10 protein-coding genes are annotated in these 15,841 nt (G+C 62.7%); 2 read left to right on the plus strand and 8 right to left on the minus strand.

Features of this window, described 5'->3' with window-relative positions; all coding sequences use genetic code 11:
- Positions 1 to 72: 72 nt before the first annotated feature.
- Together ACFO4E_RS13325 and ACFO4E_RS13330 are read left to right on the plus strand one after the other, a co-directional pair.
- Positions 73 to 537: an ATP-binding protein gene (locus ACFO4E_RS13325; RefSeq protein ID WP_378574380.1), complete on the plus strand. Its 465-nt coding sequence runs from the start codon at positions 73 to 75 to the stop codon at positions 535 to 537.
- 252 nt (positions 538 to 789) lie between these two features.
- A complete protein-coding gene (locus ACFO4E_RS13330; protein ID WP_378574382.1) occupies positions 790 to 1,509 on the plus strand; it encodes an RNA polymerase sigma factor in 720 nt (239 codons plus the stop codon).
- Between the two features lie 35 nt (positions 1,510 to 1,544).
- On the opposite strand, the gene ACFO4E_RS13335 is transcribed toward ACFO4E_RS13330, so the two are convergent.
- The 8 genes from ACFO4E_RS13335 to ACFO4E_RS13370 form a co-directional block, all read right to left on the minus strand.
- The gene (locus ACFO4E_RS13335) at positions 1,545 to 3,716 is read right to left on the minus strand and encodes an AIPR family protein (protein ID WP_378574384.1); all 2,172 of its coding nucleotides are present in this window, start codon (positions 3,714 to 3,716) and stop codon (positions 1,545 to 1,547) included.
- A gap of 148 nt (positions 3,717 to 3,864) precedes the next feature.
- A complete protein-coding gene (locus tag ACFO4E_RS13340; protein ID WP_378574386.1) occupies positions 3,865 to 4,398 on the minus strand; it encodes a DUF262 domain-containing protein in 534 nt (177 codons plus the stop codon).
- Positions 4,399 to 4,754: 356 nt separating this feature from the next.
- Complete coding sequence (locus ACFO4E_RS13345) at positions 4,755 to 4,970, minus strand: hypothetical protein (RefSeq protein ID WP_378574388.1); 216 nt, start codon at positions 4,968 to 4,970, stop codon at positions 4,755 to 4,757.
- A 577-nt stretch (positions 4,971 to 5,547) separates the two neighbouring features.
- Positions 5,548 to 7,116 (minus strand): serine/threonine-protein kinase, encoded by a 1,569-nt coding sequence (locus ACFO4E_RS13350; protein WP_378574390.1) that lies wholly within the window; start codon positions 7,114 to 7,116, stop codon positions 5,548 to 5,550.
- A 113-nt stretch (positions 7,117 to 7,229) separates the two neighbouring features.
- Positions 7,230 to 10,379, minus strand: coding sequence for a type I restriction endonuclease subunit R (locus ACFO4E_RS13355; RefSeq protein ID WP_378574549.1), 3,150 nt, complete (start codon positions 10,377 to 10,379; stop codon positions 7,230 to 7,232).
- A complete protein-coding gene (locus tag ACFO4E_RS13360) occupies positions 10,379 to 11,464 on the minus strand; it encodes a hypothetical protein (protein WP_378574392.1) in 1,086 nt (361 codons plus the stop codon). The genes ACFO4E_RS13355 and ACFO4E_RS13360 overlap by 1 nt, the downstream gene beginning before the upstream one ends.
- A gap of 62 nt (positions 11,465 to 11,526) precedes the next feature.
- On the minus strand, positions 11,527 to 13,572 hold the full coding sequence (locus ACFO4E_RS13365; RefSeq protein ID WP_378574393.1) for a type I restriction-modification system subunit M: 2,046 nt from the start codon (positions 13,570 to 13,572) through the stop codon (positions 11,527 to 11,529).
- Positions 13,573 to 13,658: 86 nt separating this feature from the next.
- Positions 13,659 to 15,809: an N-6 DNA methylase gene (locus tag ACFO4E_RS13370; RefSeq protein ID WP_378574395.1), complete on the minus strand. Its 2,151-nt coding sequence runs from the start codon at positions 15,807 to 15,809 to the stop codon at positions 13,659 to 13,661.
- Positions 15,810 to 15,841 lie beyond the last annotated feature (32 nt).

The following is a 15,841-nucleotide window of genomic DNA, read 5'->3' on the forward strand; positions in this document are numbered from 1 at the left end:
CGCCCCCGCGGCGCCGACACACACGACCCCCGCCATCGCCACACACCACACCCCCCGAAAGGCGGCTGCCTGATGAACGCCCTCCCGTCCAGCGGCCTCGTCGGCCCGAGTGACTCCCGCCCCTCTCCCGTCTCCCAGGAGTGGACCTTCCCCGGCCGCCCCGCCCTCTGTCCGGAGCTGCGGCGCCGGACCCGCGCCGCGCTGACGGCGTTCTCCCGAGTCGTCGACGACGCGGAACTGGTCGTCTCCGAGTTGTTTGGCAACGCCTGCCGCCACTCCCGCAGCAGCGACCCCGACGGCACCGTCACCGTCGGCATCTCCGCGCTCGCCTCCGGCCTGATCGTCCTGTCGGTCGGCGACGACGGGCCCCGGCCCGACCCGGTCACCGGCGAACCGCCGCTCCCCCAGGTCAAGCCGCTCGACGTGAGCGCCGACCGCCACCGCGGCCTCCGCCTGGTCACGGCGCTCTCCCACGACTGGGGCTTCTACGACGGCGACCAGGGTGGACGCACCGTCTGGGCCCTGTTCGCCCGCTGACGCACACCACCGGCACGACCGCACCACCGGTACGACCGCAGGCGTCGCGGATTCCCCTTCCCCCGCACCCGCCGACGACCCGCACCAGCACCTCCGCAGCACCGAGGGCGAGCCTCCACGCAGCGCACGGAGCGCCACACACCACCGCACCGCGTGCCTAAGCCGTCTCCCGCCGCTCGCCCCGCTCTCCTCGTCTTCCCGCGCGGATTCACCGCGTCCACGCCCGAACAAGCTCCGAAAGAGTCCTTTGCCATGCCCGCTTCCGGCCCGGCCGACGTCCGCCACGCCTGCCACGCCCGCCACGAACCCATCGCGCACGGGTTCAGCACCGCCGATATCGACGACATCGCCGCCCTGGCCTCGTCGACCATCAGGTGGCCGGGTCGGCTCGACTGGCACACGCGGGCCCAGGTGGCGTGGTCGGCGATCGCGGAGCACCTGGTCCGCCTCGCCAACGCCCCCAACGGGACGGATCACTCGGGCGGACCGCCGACCCGCAGGGACCTGACCATCGTCGGATGGAGCGCCATCAGCGCGTACGCGCGCAAGGACGATTCCTTCCGCGGCTACACCTGGGGCTACGAATCGGCGTCCACGCCGAAGTTCGAGCGGTATTGGGCCCTCGCCGCGAACCCCTCCCCCAGCCCGGAGAACCCGGTCGTTGAGCGCCGGGCGCTCGCACAGATCTGGGCCGCGCTGCCAGCCCAGCACCGCCGCATCCTGCTCGCCCTGGCCGAACACGGCCACTACGCCGAGGCGGCCGAAGCCCTCGGCCTGACCCTCGGCAGCTTCTACGCCCTCGTCTCCCGCGCCCGCCGGGCGTTCCTCGCCCTGTGGCACGAAGGGGAGACGCCCTCCCGCCCGTGGGGCCACGACGTCGGGATCACCTGTACCCGACCAGGACCGCCGCTCCGCCCGGCTGATCGATCGCCCAGTTGCGTGACAGCGCACTCCCTGCCCGGTACGCGATGATCCATCATATCAGATAAAACCGGAACGTCGCGTCATTATGTCAAAGTATTTACTTCTGAATCCCCTTCATCGATGATCCCCCTCCAAAGTTTTTCAGCGATCTCCACCAGCGTTCCTTCACCGGAAATTCTCCATTGTTTGGGACCCTGCACCGTGCTCCACTGATCCTTCCAACCAGCCGCGTTCCATATCTTAAATACGAGTCCGGTCGGCGAGTACTTCTGACCATCACTCTCCCAGAGGATCGGCGTTTTCCGATCATTCACCCAACTGGCCCGACGACGTCGAGGATCAGCGTCGAGCCATACTCCGATGGCCATTTCCTCCACCGCGCTCGGCGTATATACGAGAGGGGTGCCGTCGTTGATGACATCATAGTCAACGAGCAAACGCACGGTCTGCGGCCGCTTTTTCTTTTTTGGCGCGGCCCCATCCACGTACGCTCGCAGAGCGATGGACGAATCCGGCCCTACGCCACCTTCGAGAGTGTCGAGTACGGCACCGACCAGTCTCGCGCAGCGCTCCTCATTGGCAAAAGTACTGGTAATGTAGCTCTTGTTCGTGAAATGAAAATCGACCATGCCAATGAGACACGCGAGCACAGCATCAACCTGCGCAGGCGTCTCGCTAAGCACGATCTGCCATTCACCGTCCGATTCGTCGAACTTGTCCCTGCCAATGCGCTGGAACACTAGATGGGCTACCAGCAAGGAACCACTGTCCACCACTGCGGCCGGGCGTCCATTTAACCGAGTTCGCAGCACTGACAATCGATCACGCACCAGCCGAAAAACCTGCACCGCACGCCAGATTTGCTGTGCGGTCGGCTGCTGCCCGAACAATCGGATGTAAGCGCCGCCCTGGCCCTCTTCCCACAGCGCGTTCGTGGACCCTTTGACTCGCACTGCAAGCGACGAGTCGCGGTGCATGCACGCCAGCGCGGTTGCGGCTTCCGTGACCGAGCAACCGGAATCAGGCGCAGGATCGAGTTCGCCCCTCCGGAAGATGTATTCTTTATCGAGCGATAGACGGAAATCCTTTTGAATCTCGCTCTGGACAGCATCGATGGCGATGAAGTCTCGGCGCTCCATGTGATTTTGGGTATTCGTTGCCTTGGTTATGGAATGACCAAATCCTTCAGGAGCCCCCTCGAGGGAGATGATCCGTACCAGGACATATGCCTCGGCGACGGATTCCGGATCCCTCTCGTACGCACGGAAAGCGGAGGTCACTGTCTGAGCGCCGTTCACGACGCTGGCATTGTGCAAAGTAAGGGTGGTGGGCTGTCCCACTGCTCGTTTGGAGTGGTACTCCTGCTCAATTCTATTGCACTGCACGGTGATGCCGTTGTGACGATACATGAACGCTTCAGGGTCTTTCAGCATAGATTCCACCATGGTCTGATTGACCCCAGTCAACCCCAACGACTGGCGGACATTACGGTCATAGAGACGCTCACCGTGGCCTTTTACATCAAGCTGTCCACCATACCAAGTCGCCAACTGGTCGGCGCTAACCTCGCCAATCACCGCCTTATACGGCGTCTCCCTGGTGTACCATTCCCGGTCCATCGACACCTTTAGAGTGATGGGCTGGGGTTCCAGATCTTCACGGACGGCTCGATGAAAATCGGTCTGGTCTAGAACTTGATACTCTACAGTCCGGCCGAGCCCACCAAACTCTCGAGCCGCCTCCTGGAGGATATTTCGGGTCTCAATGGACAGATGCCCCTCGCCGACGAGCGCAATTACCAGATTGACTTTACATGTGGGGAGCCGAAGGACACCGTGCACACGATTCGCGAGTTCTTGCAATCTCTCATTAAAGTGATCAAAATCGCGATTATCAAGCTTCTTCAACCCATGCACGAGCTTGAGGGCGGCCTGCGTATCAAACCCGGCCGCGCCTTTATCGCTCCATTTGGCTTGGATAAGCCACAGTTCTGATCCGGAAGCAGAGAACGCCACACAGTCGATTCCGAAATCGTCCCGACCGTCGATCACCCCCACTGCCGCCTCATCCGAGGTGCAGTCGGTGAGGATACGAGCCGCCTTAGCAGACACCGCCCTCGACAGCAAGGACCTCTGACGCTCCTGTAGATCTTTCTTCTCAAAATCCGCCATGGAGATCCGGCTCTGGAATTCTCGCAACAGTGCGCTCCTGATATGTTGCACCTCAAGAGGCACGTGCTGCGCGTTCTTGCCCATCCACACTCCCAACGATCGCTCACAAGGACGGATTAGCGTATCTGAAAGACGGCAACATTCCTACCGATCTCACGAATCGACGACGAATGAGCGCCTCCCGCGCGGGGCCGCCGGGCACCCTCCACCAATGGTTATGCCTTTGATCGAATCACCCCTTGCGCCGTTTGCTCGCGTTTGAATCCTGCGAGGTCACCTCGCAGACGGGGCCGCGCTGACGTCTCCGGATGTTGCGGGGACGAACCTGATGGCCTCCTCTCGATCCGCCTCCGTGCCCACAGCGGCCACGAGGTCGATGTAGAACCAACCGCTGAGGTCGCGCCCGCGCTCGTCCTGCGTGGTGAGCGGGCGTACCCAGCTTCAGCGCCTGAAAGAGCGACGTCATGCGCTGCTGGCCGTCGAGCAGCAGCTGCTCGGCACCGTGGGCGGCGGTGGTCTCGGCTCCCTCGATCGGGCGATGCCGGAGACGCGCGTCGCCGCCCGTCCTAAGCAGCATCAGCGTCCCCACGGAAAAGCCGAGGGAAATGGATGCGAGCAAGCCGCTGATCCCCGGCTGCGACCACACCCAGCCTCGCTGGAAATCGGGGAGCTGGATACGCTCATCAGCGAGCTGTCTCAGCAGCTCATCGAGGAATTCATTGGTGCTTTCGAACGTGTGGACGGCCAAAGCCGACCTACCTTTCACTGAGGGACGACCGCGTGACGATCCGGTGCTACCGGTAACGCTACTGGACGCGTCCGGCAGGGAATGCCTTTCCGATTGTCCGGCCAATGCCGCTTCCGGGTGGCGTCACCCCGAGGGAGTTCCATCTGCTCGGACTCGGTGATGGTGCCCGCCGGATCGTCATCGAGCATCGCCGACCGCTGCGGATTGCGCATCGGGCTGAGGAGCCATATCCCGTACGGGGCGGTCCCGCTTTAGCGGGCCTCCTGGGTCAGGGTGCTCAGCAGCCGGCGCCCGGCCGGGTACCGGGTCAGCGAAGCGGCGCCGTCCAGGAAGACAGGGGGGTCGGCACCTGCGGCGCGGATGCGCTCTCCCAGTCACACGCATGCCTCGGCCGCCATGTTGCCGAACTCGGGCGGTCCTCCGGGGCGGTCCACGTCGACCACGATGCTCCACAGCGGGCCGCCGCACTTCTCGATCATCGCGGTCAGGATGGCACCGAACTCAGCGGACACCTCGAAGGAGACGACGTCCGTGCGCCCGCTCAGCAGGGCGGGGGCGCGCTCCGCGTCCTCCAGCCAGGTCTTGATCACAAGGTAGCCGCCCGTTGCGGCCGCCTGGTCAAGGCGCCGGTCGGCGTTCCGGTGCTCCTCCGGGGTCGCAGGCGGGCCTCGCCGAGGCCGTGACGCTCACCGAGGACAGGGAGCTGACGACCGTCGGCAGGTACCAGTGCTCGACGCCGTCGATGGTGCGGCTCGCCTGTTGCCTGTCCTTGTCCTTGCGCGGACGTTCAGCCGGGCCTCGCCGGCACCGCGATATCAAGGGCTATTGCCGAACTCGCACGGCCCGGTAGTTCCGGTGCGTCCCGTCGTTTTCGACGCTGCTTTCCACCGGGCCCTATCGACTCGCCGGACTCGGCTGCCCCGTGCATCCGCCATCTCACCGCGACGGGACGGGACGACGGTGGGTGGTCTCGGACCCTCACGGGGATCACAGCACCACATGGCGCAACCCCAAGGCGGGACAGATCCCTCAAACTGACACTCCCGACTGAGGACACTCCAGCGTCTAGAATCGGTCGCAGTCGCTGGGAGTCACGCAGAAGCCACGGTGGATTCCGTAGTAAAGCGATCAACCTACAACAGGGACGGGACCGAAATCGACGGGTGGTCAGTCCTCGTCAAGGCGCAGGTGGGCCAGGATGTCCACGACTTCTTGAGTGTCTTCATGCTCCGGGCCATAGACGAGGCACAGGTCCGCGTAGAGCGGCTCCAGGATCTCGGACGCCGCATCCGTATCGCCTTCCGCCAGCAGCAGTACGCCGATGCTGCGGCGCAGTTCCAGAGCAGTGTCGGACGCATCGCCTTCGGCGGTTCGAATTCGGTCGAGAACCTCGCGGAATTCCTTCAGCGCCACTGTCGACTGCCCGAGTTCAGCACGGCAGTTGGCAGCTTGATGACGACATTGCAACGCGTCAGGACTGGCCGGTCCGGCGGTCCGCACGTAGGCCGCCGTCAGAGCATCAAACTCGGGCAGAGCCTGACCGAAACGTCCACCAAGAACGAGAACAGCGGCCCAGCGCTTTCTCAGCGTGAGCAACTGAGGGCTCTCTGCACCGAGAGCATCAGCGGCACGGGTGATCACCTCGCGGAGGACATGTGCGGCCTGGGCGTAGCGCTCCTCGTTCAAAAGTGCACGGGAGTGCTTGATCGCGGCCTTGATGGCGTCGTGCAACCCGGTTTCCGGGGCGACCGCAGGTTGGTCCGTGTCAGCTGGGGCGGAGGTGGGGACCACGGACGATGTATCGCCACGGAACGGCGCGTTCGGCCGACGGTACATCATGGTCGGGTCGGGGACGCCCAGTGACCGCCCATCCGCCGGTGGCGGCTGCGAACCGGGCACGGGCAGGAAAGGCAGGAGTCTCTCGTATACCGCGTATGCGTCCCTTGGACGTTTCTCGGGGTTCTTCTTCAGCAGGTCCAGAACCAGTCGTTCGAGTTCCAAGGGAACGTCCGCACGCAACTCGCGCAGCGGGCGCGGCGGTGCAGACGCATGCTGCTGCCAAAGTTCGAAGTCGGTCCCACCGTCGAACAGCGGGTGTCCACAGAGCAGTTCGTGCAGGATGCAGCCCAAGGCGTAGAGGTCACTGCGCGGAGTGACCTTGATGTTCCGCACCTGCTCAGGGGCCATGTACTGGCTGGTGCCCAGAGTTTCCCCGACCTTGGTGAGCCGTGTGACGTTCTTTCCGACTATCGCCGCGATCCCGAAGTCCAGCACTTTGACGGCGCCTTCGCCCGTGACCAGGAGGTTGTCCGGTTTGAGATCCCGGTGGACCACTGGAACGGCATGGGCGTGCGAGAGAACCGTGCTGATCTGCGCGGCCATGGCTGCGGCCCATGTGACGGGCAGAGGAGTGCTCGGGTTGATGAAGGACCGCAGAGAGAAACCCTGCACCAGTTCCATCACCAGGTAGACGCGGTCATATGAGCGGTCCAGGACCGCGTCGTAAACCTGGGGCACACCATGGTGACGAATGCGCGCCGTGACCCGGGCTTCGCGCTGAAAACGCTTCGCGAAGATCTCGGCCTGTTCGAGTGAATCGATCTTGTCAGGGCGGATGAGTTTGACGGCCACCTGCCGGTCGAGTACAGCGTCATAGCCACGCCAGACCGCGCCCATGCCGCCGGATTCGATCTCTTCGATTAGCTCGTAACGCCCGGCGATCGGCTCCTCTGACAATCGTTCCCCCGATTTGCGCTCGTGTTCGAAGGGTCATGGGACATGTGGTGCTGCGCTGGAAAACCGCCTCGGGCCTCCGCGGGCTGACCGCTCCGAAACGCTTGACGGAGGTATCAGGCTACGTCGTCGACGACACCCTCCTGGTCACGGATTAGACGCCAGGCGGCGCTGCGGGCACTGCGATTGAGTGAACTCCGGAAGCTCTTGTCCGCCCCGAAGTACTGACGACCCAGGTCAGCGATGCTGTCGATGTGATCGGCCATCTTGTCCTCGAAGACGTCGTCAAAGACGACCCCGAAGTTTTCCGTGTCATTGTTGGCCACGGCAGCCAGCCGCACCTTGGGATCAGCCACGGCCTCCTTGAACGGTTGAATGACGTCCTGCTCGTTGAAGTCCGTGCCGAACTTCTCATTGAAGCGTTCGATCAGCTCGGAGAGCAGCGACTTCTCCTCGTCCTTGGCGCCACCGGAGCCGTCGCCGAAGCCGGGCAGCTGTGCCGTTCCCTCGGGGGACAAACTGAGGTCGTGCTCACCTGTCTGCTCCACCCGCAGGTGGGACAGATCCAGGTCGCCTACATCCACTCCGCCGTTGGCGCGCGGTGGGAGCCGGTTGAGCAGATGCCGACCATACAGATACAGCCGCTCCAACTCCGCGTCCCGATAGGGGACGATCTGAGCCAGGAAGCCGTACTTACGGACGTAGTCCTTGAGGTCAGCCCGGAACTGTTCGGCAGCGTCGTCCCCGTCTTCCTCCTCGTCGTCGATCTGGTCGACGAAACGACCTACGGCCGGTTCCAGAAGCCGGTACAGCTCGGCGTGCAATTTCTTCCATGTGTCCTGGGAGCCGCCGGCCTTCTCCTCGGCCGCGAGATACGCCTCCGCGAATTCCTGCATCTCCTGATCGACGAGGATATCCGGCGGCGGCATCACCCGACTCTGAGCCTTGTAGAGGAGGTTCGGATCGGAAGGGAGTGTCTCAGCCTCCTCGAAATAAGGGCGGAAGGAGTCCTTGATGTCTTCGGCCTCGTTGACGAAGTCCAGCACCGCCAAGTCGGCCTGGGCCTTGCGTTCCGCTGTGCGGTTGACGCGAGAAAGCGTTTGCACGGCTGAGATACCAGTGAGCTTCTTATTGACGTACATCGTCGTCAGCAGAGGCTGATCGAACCCCGTCTGGTACTTGTCGGCGACGACGAGAATGCGGTACTCGGGCTGTCCTGGTCCTCCGGAGCGGACGGCTTTGTCGTCGGCACGAGTGTAGGCGAACGCCTTGGGCAGCGCGCTCTCCGGGAGTCCACCGTTCTCCTTCGACTCGGTGACCTCTTCACCCTCGTAGGTGAGTGTGCCGGAGAAGGCGACGAGCACGCCGATCCCCCGGTACGCCATATCGCCGCTGTGCTGCTTGATAGCGCGGGCCATCTGCACGGCGCTGTGGCGGGAGGCGGTGACCACCATGGCCTTGGCTCTTCCGCCGAGGCGCCCCGCGGTGTGCGCACGGAAGTGCTCGACGATGACCTTGGCGTGCTGGGCGACGGTCGAGTCGTGGGTGAGAGCGAATCTGGCGAGGAGAGGGTTCGCCTTGGACACGTCGACCTCGCGGTCGTCCGGGTTTTCGCTGACCAGTTTCCAGTACGTGTTGTAGGTGACGTAGTTGCGCAGCGGATCGAGGATGTACCCCTCGTCGATCGCCTGCTGCATGGAGTAGGTGTGAAAGGGCCGGTATTTCGCGTCCCCTTCGATGGTGTCCGGCGTGCCGAAGAGTTCGAGCGTCTTGGCTTTCGGAGTGGCGGTGAACGCGAAGTAGGAGAGATTCGCGGCTTGACTGCGCTGCTCGGCCTTCTGCACCAGCTTCGCTTCGACGGACGTCGACCCCGCCTCGTCGGAGTCGGCATCCAGACCGAGGTCGCGCAGGGCGGCCCGAACTGCGGTCGCCGCGTCACCGGACTGGGAGGAGTGCGCCTCGTCGACGACAATGGCGAATTTGTTGCCGTGGATCTCGGTGGGGTTGCGCTTCATGTAGTCGAGGAGCGCGGGGAAGGTGTGCAGAGTGACCGTGACGATCTTCCCACCTCCCCGCGAAAGCACCTTGGCGAGCTGTTCAGACTTCGCTCCGTGCTTTTCGTCCACTTTCGCCACGAGACCGGCGGTCTGCTCGAAGCTTCCCACGGTCTCCCGGAGCTGGGCATCCAGGTTCCGACGGTCGGTGATGATGATGACCTTGTCGAAGACCGGGATACCGGGCTGCACACCTTCGACCGCATCGGATGCCGTGAACAGGTCGCTGAGCCGGTGGGCGAGCCAGGCGATGGTGTTCGACTTGCCCGAGCCGGCAGAGGCCATGATGAGGTAGTTGTGCCCCGAGCCGTGGCGGGCGGCATGGGCGGTGAGCTTCCTGACGGCGTCCCACTGGTGGTAGCGGGGGAAGATGATCGACTTGGTGGCGCTTCCGCCCGGCGTCTTGGACTTCTGAAGGTGAACGAACCGTTCCAGCAAGTCCAGCCAGTTATCCCGCTGCCAGATCTCCTCCCACAGATAGGAAGTGGCGTAGGTGCCGTAGGCGGAGGGCTTCGGGTTGCCGGCACCGCCGGGCCAACCCGGACCTTGCGAACCGGTGTTGAATGGGAGGAATTGCGTCTTGGCCCCGCGGAGGCGGGTCGTGACGAAGACCAGATCGGGGTCGACGGCGAAGTTCGCGATGGAGCGGTGCGAGAAAATCAGCTCGGTCGGGTCTCGATCCGTGCGGTACTGCGCCTTGGCCCGCTCGACGCCCTGTCCGCTGAGCGGGTTCTTCAGCTCGGCGGTGGCGATCGGGATGCCGTTGAGGAACAGGGCCAAGTCGAGGCGGTTTCCTTGGTCGGCCTGCTTGGTGGCGTACTGGAGTTCACGCACGACGGTGAGCCGGTTGGCCCGGTAGGTATCGAGGACGGAGTCCGACAGGACGAGATTGGGCTTGAAGTACGCGACACGGATGCGCACGCCGCGGTCCTTCACGCCCTTGCGGAGGACATCGAGAATACCGTCGGTGACGATCGCCTGGCCAAGCCTCTTGGCGAACCCGAGCTGCGCGGCATCCGGATTGTTGCCGTAGAGGGAGAGGAGTTCATTCCACTCGGCGGGCTGGGTGGCACCGATGAAGGCGAACAGGCGGCCGGTGTCAAGGCCGAGGTCTGGGCGGTAGTCGTGTGGACTGCCTTCTTCCCAACCGCGCTCCAGCATGGCGGAGACGATGGCAGCGCCGAAGGCGGATTCGCGATGAGCGGAGGGCATCAAGCTCCCACTCCTTCCGTTACGTTGCGTCCGCTTGCAGTGGAGACATCGAACTGGCCGGTTACAGCAGCGGTGATGAGGGCTTGACGACGCTCAACCGCAAGGGCATTCGATCGATCAATTGCGACGCGAAGTGGCCGAATCGAACTGATCCATGCGCCAATTTCTCTCTGCTCCTGCTGAGGGACTTGGGGAATTGGAATTCTTCCGAAGAGATCCCAGTTACGAAAATCAACCGCTCGTTCCCGTGTGCTTGTAGCGAAGAGTCCCAAATATCCGGTAATCGCGAGCACGCGCAATAGCCTGCCAAGAAAGAGAGGGTCACCACCATCCAGGGGCGTGCATACATGATACACTGGACTACAATTTCCAGATGCTTCAGATGTGCCGATTGCGCCTGCGAATCCGTCGAGCCCATGAATTACTACATCGCCTGGTTCGACAAATTGACCCGCCGCTTCGGTGGACGACGGAAGTGTGTAGCCATCAGTTCGACGAAGCAATCTGGCAGTAACCTGACCATCCCTGAATGCGGTAATAGGATGCGCGTCGGGCTTCGGCATCCTATTCATTTTCTTCAGCAGCCTGCGAATTGGCGAAACGGATCGACTCAATTCGGACTTCGCCAAATTACTGGCGCCAATGAGATCAAGAATCCGACTGTCGATTCTTTCTTCGAGAAGCGAGAGAAGGCTGAGCTTCTTTGAAGTCAGCAAATCAATCCGTGCAGTTTCGGTGTCAAGAAATTCGGCAATGCGGCACTGTTCCTCAAGAAACTGCGGAACAGGCAATAACACCTCATAAGCCGTCTCGCGAGCGAGTCCTGGAACGCCGACGTCCTGGGAAGCGCCACGCAAGTCTACGGCCTGCAAAGCATAGTAGAGCCACCTGAGATGCGCTGATGTCAGTCGGCGATCGATGAAATATGCGGTGTCGATGGCGAACCCATTGGTTGGGATCCAATGGATTGAACCGTAACTCCCTTTGCGACCGATAACGATTCCCGGCCCCTTGAAATTATGGGAAATATGGGTCCCGGATACACCGCCTGATCCCACAACCGGAAATTCTCCATCGACACGCACGTCGGAAGCGAGTGAATCACCGTATGATATTCGAGAAACACGCCTGAGGGGAATCCAATTTCTCATTCCGTCACCTTTCCCAGTAGCGTCTGAATCTCCGCCTCCAGCACCTTCAGTTCCGCGTCGATCTCCGCCAATGGCCTCGGTGGCTTGTACACGTAGAAGTGGCGTGTGACCGGGATCTCATAGCCGACCTTCGTCTTGCTGTGGTCGATCCACGCATCGGGGGCGTACGGCAGCACCTCACGTTTCAGGTATTCTTCCACGTCCTCATCCAGCGGGACGTTCTCGTGGTCCCGCAGCTCCGGGTCTGGCTCTGGGAAGCCCTTGACCAACTGAACCTCGCCGTCCGGGTCCCGTACGCTGAGCGCGTCTCGAAGCGCATTGTTGAACGGCGCACCTGTGGGCCATTGCAGACCAGCCTCAACCACCGCGTCCCTGAGTTCAAGCCACGCCTCCGACTTCGTACCCCAGCATCGGCCATTCACGGCTTTCAAGGCGTCGAGGAAGGCGCCTGCGTTGGGAAGTTTCTGGATCTGCTTAGATACTGCCAATGCTGCGAGCGTCTCTTCCGTAAGCTCGAAACGCAGCTTCAGCGGGCGCTCGACCGTGATTCGTCGGTAACCGAATTCTTTGTTGCGGAAGACCTTCACCTTGTCGTGTAGCGGGTGCTCCGAGTCCTCGGCGACCGTCAGCGCTTCTGCGTACAGGGAAGTGATCTCTTTGATCTGGTTCGGTGTGACATATTTGCGCTTGTTGCCCAGCGCCTTCCGCATCTTCTGCCAGTGGTCGCGGGCGTCCAAAAGCACGACCTTGCCTTTGTGGTCAGGCGACTTCCGGTTCGTCAGGATCCAAAAGTACGTTGATATTCCCGTATTGTAGAAGATCTGGTCCGGCAGGGCTACGACGGCTTCCAGCCAATCGTTCTCCAGGATCCACCGGCGGATCTTAGACTCGCCGGATTCGACCGCCCCCGTGAACAACGGGGATCCGTTGAAGACGATGGCCACGCGACTTCCGCCCTTACCCGCCGCGTCCACGGGTTTCATCTTCGAGACCATATGCTGGAGGAACAACAGTGAGCCGTCGCTGATCCGTGGCAGGCCGACTCCGAAGCGGCCGGATTCTCCTTCTACTCTGTGCTCGTGCTCGACTTCGTCCTTGACCTTCTTCCACTCGACGCCGAACGGCGGGTTGGCCAGCAGGTAGTCGAACTTCGCCTGATTGTGCCCATCGGCGGAGAACGAGTTACCGAAAACGATGTGTTCAGGGTCCTGCCCCTTGATCATCAGATCGGAACGGCAGATTGCCCACGACTCGGGATTGAGCTCCTGTCCATACACCTCGACCGTGGCGTCCGGGTTCAGCGTCGTGATGTGTTCCTCCGCTGCACTGAGCATGCCGCCCGTGCCGCAGGCAGGATCCAGGACCTTGCGCACGGTTCCCGGCACACTCAGTACATCGGCGTCCGGCGCCACCAGCAGGTTGACCATCAGTTCGATGACCTCGCGCGGTGTGAAGTGCTCACCGGCGGTCTCGTTGGATTGTTCGGAGAAGCGGCGGATGAGCTCTTCGAAAATATATCCCATCTGATGGTTGGAGACGATCGAGATGGGTTTGCCGTCTTCGCCCTTCACGACGTTGTTATCCGCGTCGCGTAGAACCGGGCGCAGGTCTATGTCGGCGAACCGTTCAATGACCTTGTAGAGAAGGTCCGCCGCGTCCAAACGCTTGATCTGCTGTGTGAACTGGTACCGCTCCAGTACCTCACGCGCGTTTTCAGAGAACGCGGCGACATACTCCTCCAAATTGCCAGCCATGTTTTTGGGGTCGGCAAGGATTTTTTTAAGCGTGTATTCGCTGGTGTTATAGAAGGAGTGGCCAGAAGCTCGCCTCAAGAAGCGGTCCGTGTCGATGATCTGGCCGTCAAAGGCGACCAGCCGTTCGATGACCTTGTCCCTGGTGGGCTGGAGAACGCACTCAAGGCGCCGCAGCACGGTGAACGGCAGGATGACCTTGCCGTAGTCGGACTGCTTGTAGTCACCGCGCAGGAGATCGGCCACGGACCAGGCGTGGTTCGCCAGCTCCGTGTGCTTGCTGCTGTTCAAGGGGGTTGGGTCCTTCCAGTGGTCTGGTGTTCCAAGGCGAATACTGGGGAGTACGAGTGACTAGTCACCTTATCGCCGCGGGGGATTCACATTTTTTCATGGCGAGGCGGCAGCAACGCGCCGCCGGTGAGCCCTGCCTTGAGTATTCGGGTGCTTTCCTCCGCCGCGTGAGCTGTGCGGCGGGCGGCAGCATGCAGGTCGTACAGGCGCCGAAACGCCTCACCGTAGCGCCGCTGTTCGGCTAACGGGAGCAGCGGTACCCGCAGCCGACGGGGTTCGACACGGACGATCGACGTGCCTGTGACCGCGGCATTTATGTTCTGCTCCTCTGCCAGGAACCCGGCGAGGAACCATGGATCCAGCCGGCGCTGGTCCGGACGGAAGAGCAGAAGCTCGGGCCCGAGGTAGCAACTCGCTTCTTCAGGTTGCGCGACGCGAGCGACGAGGGGTGCGCCACCACGCAAGACCTCAGGAAGCAGCACGTCGGCTTTCTTGATCATCGGCGGAAGCCCGTCCGGAGAGAAATACGTCTTTGTCCCAGACGCGAGTCGACCTTCGAGAACATCGTTCGCGGTCAGGAGCACGAGCCGCTGTGCGGATTCGGGGGCGGGGTGCGGCCGGACATGCTCTGTCCGTCGACTTTCTCCGCTTCGCGTTCGACGCCCTGGATGCGAAGCGTGGAGCAGGGTGAGTGCGCCGCCTCGTAGAAGGTCGGCGACTGTAGCGGTACGCCATTCGCGCGGCTGTTCGCCGGACGGTGGCCATGTCGCATGCTCGGTGACGCGGATCAGCTCCGAAGCCTCTCGGTACACGAGGTTGAGCGACCTCTTCCCGTTCCGGGCTTGCTGTTCGGGAGAGGCGGAGTTTCGGACCGTTCGGACATGACGTGCCGGGGTCAGATCCGCCACTTCAGTGAGAAGGTCGATCAGTGGGACCACTTGAGCGGTACCCGGCACCCCCGTGAAATCGTCGGATGCTTGGCCATACTCCCGCCATGCCGACAGCACGGTCTGTCTGAGACCAACCCAGTCCGGCCCTCGGCCGTCAGCGACGACGTCGTTCGCCGCGTCAACGAACAGGACGTTTTCGGGCACATGGCCTTGCGTTCCAGGCCGCTCCAGCACCCACAGGTGCAGACCGATATGCAGAGGGGGAGCCGCTCCCGGGGGGAGAGCGACTAGGGCGCGGAGGATGCTATCACGCAGAAGTTGAGTCCGAATCCGGCGGGCGCCGGCACGCTCAGCTACAGCCGGTGGAAGGAGAAGCACCGCACGACCCCCTGGCGCGAGGTGAGAGAGGCAGTGCTGGACCCATGCGAGTTCGGGCTCTCCCTTAGGGGGGACGCCATAGGCCCAGCGTTCGTCATAGGCCAGCTCATCGTGGCCCCAATTGCGGACGCCGTAGGGCGGGTTGCACAGCACGGCGTCCGCCTCAAGATCGGGAAATGCGTCAGAGCGCAGGCTGTCCCCCGACCGGACCGTGGTTTTCGCCTTCGGGGCGGTCAACCGCAGTCGAACCGCCGCGTGGGCCGCCTGACCTGTCAGGATGTCCTGCCCGAACAACTTCCGAGCACCAGCGCCGGCCGCTTCCACCAACAGAGACCCACTGCCGCAGGCGGGATCGAGCACCGTACCGAGGGGCGCATCCGCCCTGTCCCGGAGCAGTTCGGCCATGAGGCGGGCGAGGGGTGCTGGAGTGGTGTACGTACCTGACGCACCAGAGTCCTCAACAAGACGCCTGGCCAGAATGGCAGCAGTGGTTTCAGGACCCTCGGCGATGACCGCACGCAGAACCGTTCGCAGCAATTCGGCGGACTCGGCGTCGTCCAGATCTGCTTCGTCTCCCCCAGGAACATCTTCACCCACGTCACCTCGAGCCGACCTGCCCCATAGCAGCAATTCGTCGTCGGGTAACTCCGGCAAGGCGTCGAGCCGCCGCCGACTGAGCAGAGCGGCCGCAAGAACAGTAGAGATCAGGAACGTCTTTCCGCTGCCCGCCTCCAAGTGGAGTACGTCGGTCCGCAGCTTGTCAGCAGGGGAGTCCTCGGGGAGCTGCCCGCGGTCGGCGAGCCAGGCGCGTACGGCGTTGAGGTCGTAGGTGGGACTCGTGTCCGTTCCGCCCACCGGGGCCGGGAAATCCGAGTGCCGACGGCGCCAGTTGCTCACCGTGGCACGCGTGACTCCCGCCAGGCGGGAGATGTCGGCTGCGGTCACGAGGACGCTGACCTGCTGGCTCATGAGCTCCTGCCATTGGTGGGGGTGAAGACCTG

Origin of the sequence: Nocardiopsis mangrovi (assembly GCF_042653925.1) — a bacterium.
Classification (GTDB): domain Bacteria; phylum Actinomycetota; class Actinomycetes; order Streptosporangiales; family Streptosporangiaceae; genus Nocardiopsis_B; species Nocardiopsis_B mangrovi.

What these genes read in the sequence shown, in the direction of transcription:
- ACFO4E_RS13370 (WP_378574395.1), bottom strand. Translation starts at nt 15,809, where the DNA reads ATGAGCCAGCAGGTCAGCGTCCTCGTGACCGCAGCCGACATCTCCCGC.
- ACFO4E_RS13335 (WP_378574384.1), bottom strand. Translation starts at nt 3,716, where the DNA reads ATGGGCAAGAACGCGCAGCACGTGCCTCTTGAGGTGCAACATATCAGG.
- ACFO4E_RS13355 (WP_378574549.1), bottom strand. Translation starts at nt 10,379, where the DNA reads ATGCCCTCCGCTCATCGCGAATCCGCCTTCGGCGCTGCCATCGTCTCC.
- ACFO4E_RS13325 (WP_378574380.1), top strand. Translation starts at nt 73, where the DNA reads ATGAACGCCCTCCCGTCCAGCGGCCTCGTCGGCCCGAGTGACTCCCGC.
- ACFO4E_RS13330 (WP_378574382.1), top strand. Translation starts at nt 790, where the DNA reads ATGCCCGCTTCCGGCCCGGCCGACGTCCGCCACGCCTGCCACGCCCGC.